At 64.6% G+C, this 2,239-nt stretch carries 1 protein-coding gene; it reads right to left on the bottom strand.

Going from position 1 to position 2,239, the window contains the following annotated elements:
• Positions 1–149: 149 nt before the first annotated feature.
• Positions 150–1,118: a magnesium/cobalt transporter CorA gene (gene corA, locus ACLIBK_RS25470; protein WP_415390104.1), complete on the bottom strand. Its 969-nt coding sequence runs from the start codon at positions 1,116–1,118 to the stop codon at positions 150–152.
• Between the last annotated feature and the right edge of the window lie 1,121 nt (positions 1,119–2,239).

The raw sequence follows: 2,239 nt of genomic DNA, 5'->3' as shown, positions 1-2,239 counted from the left end.
CGACCGTTGATCGGTCGTGAACACCCCTGCGAGGCGGAGCAGGAGATAGCCCGCGGGGGTTACGCCGGCTATACTTTGATCGATCTTTAGGCCGCACGAGGACTTCTCTCGGAGCTGGACATTGTGCGGACTAGGCTTGAACGGCTGACCTAAAGCCACTTCGCGCGCCGGAAGAGAACGTAGAGGGTCACGCAAAGCGCAGCGATCACCGCGAGCACCACGTAGTAGCCGTAGGTCATCTTCAGCTCCGGCATGTTCTCAAAGTTCATGCCGTAGATGCCCGCGATCGCCGTGGGTACGGCCAGGATCGCGGCCCAGGCTGCCAGCTGGCGAGTGATCTCACCCTGACGCTGTTGCTCCAGCAGCGCGCTGACCTCGAACACCGAGGTGAGGACCTCCCGCAGCCCATCCACCATGCCCTGCACCCGCCGGACATGGTCCAGGACGTCGCTGAAATAGGGACGCGTCTCGGCATCCACGCAGGGCATGTCCAGGCGGGCCAGCTTGCTGCACACCTCGCTCATCGGGCCCAGAACGCGCCCGAAGCGGATCATCTCGCGCCGCAGCCGAAAAATGCGGGCAACCTCGTCGCGGCCCAGGGACACGGCGAGCGCCCGTTGCTCCATCGCGAGCACTTCCTCCTCGATCGCCTCAACGATCGGTAGGTAGCCGTCCACCACAAAATCCAGCACCCCGTGGAGCACGTAGTCCACACCCTGCGCCAGCAGGTCTGGGGAGGCCTCCAGATGGCGACGCAACTCCATATGGTCGCGCGCCGAGCCGTGGCGAACGCTGATGATGTGGTGCTTGCCAACAAAGATCGCCGTTTCGCCGTAGCGAATGTGGTCGTCCTGCAGAAAGGCTGTGCGTGCGACCACAAATAGCTGGTCGCCGTAGACATCCACCTTGGGAAGCTGATGCGCCTTGAACGCGTCCTCCACAGCCAGGGGATGCAGTCCGTACTTGTCCTGCAAGACGAGCAGTTCCTGCTCAGTGGGGTCGAGCAGTCCGATCCAGACAAACTCGGAGCGGGTGCCCACGCACGGCGTCGGCTCGTCGATCGAAACGGACCGAACCCGCCTGCCGTTCTGATAGAGGAATGCTGCGACGACGCTCATTTATACCTCGTAGAGGAACATCCAGGGTCTCAGGAAGAGGCGTCCGGGCCAAGCCTCCCTCGGCACCCGGCGCCATCTCCAAAGGGCGAGGTTCGTAGAGCCGGAAGTCACTCGGTTCAGTTCCCTGGGTTCCAAAGAGCGGGCCAGATGCTCCATCGTCCGCCGAGTTGCTGGCAGCTCATACTCTTTCGGCAGTTCTATTCAGTATAGGGAGGGGAATATGGAGCGGGTATGACCGACGAGGGACACAGCAGGAAGATGCCAGGAACGGAGGCGTTATTCCTCGTGACGGTCCAAGGGACTGTTGCGAGCTCGGCCGTGGTCCGAGGCCTCGAGAGCGTCAAAGCGGCCTTCTTGGACGCAATCTGGCGTGGCGCCCACACTCTGCCGCCTGACGAACTGAACGCGATGATGGACTCTCTAGATGAGGAAGCCGCTTGGGCCGCTCACGGCCACGGCGATGGCCAGTCTTTCTGGCATTGGTGGGCAGGTTTCCCGGACGGCTCCATTTCCGTCCAACGGATCACCCAGCCGCTGCCCAAGGAACGAAGTGACCCGACACTCGCAGAGACGCTAACACCCCGGCAGCTGACCATAGCGTCTGAGCTGGACGACTGCGCGACGCAGCTTCGCGAGATCGCCGGCGGCGAAGCCGGAACCCGCAGTCGGCTAAGGCTAGCACCGGGGGCGCCCCGAGAGGGCCAGCCTGGGGATGACCCTGCCGATTAGCTGGCCTGGACGGCTTCACAGCGCACGATCCAGCCGCGCGTCGCAGCATCACTCCTGTACGCCGAAGCGGCAGTAACCCCAGGCCTCCGTCAGGTCCGCGGTCAAGGAGAACCAGTTACGTTGGATGCGGCCCTGGCGAGCACCCGCGCGACGGTGGTGTGGGTCCACACGTCCCTACCGCGAGGCGTCTGCACACCACGTTGGGTCAGCGCCCGTGCCAGTCCCTGATGCGTGGTGACGCCCTCCGCCCGTAGCGCCTCCACCTCCAATATCAGCCGGTGGGCCGCCTGCTCTGCCGCCCGCCGCCTCACTCGCGCCGCAGCGCCAGCACAGGGCGGCACCGCCGGCCGGTGCCCACGATCGCCGCCCAGCACCGCCCCACGCGCCCGTGC

This window comes from Roseomonas sp. BN140053 (assembly GCF_047690175.1).
In the GTDB taxonomy this organism is placed as follows: Bacteria; Pseudomonadota; Alphaproteobacteria; order Acetobacterales; family Acetobacteraceae; genus Roseomonas.
Note: the sequence above shows the minus strand (reverse complement) of the source record. Positions and strands in the feature narration are given on the sequence as shown.

Bases quoted from the DNA above. Each gene is read 5' to 3' on its own strand.
- corA (WP_415390104.1), bottom strand. From the start codon at position 1,118: ATGAGCGTCGTCGCAGCATTCCTCTATCAGAACGGCAGGCGGGTTCGG.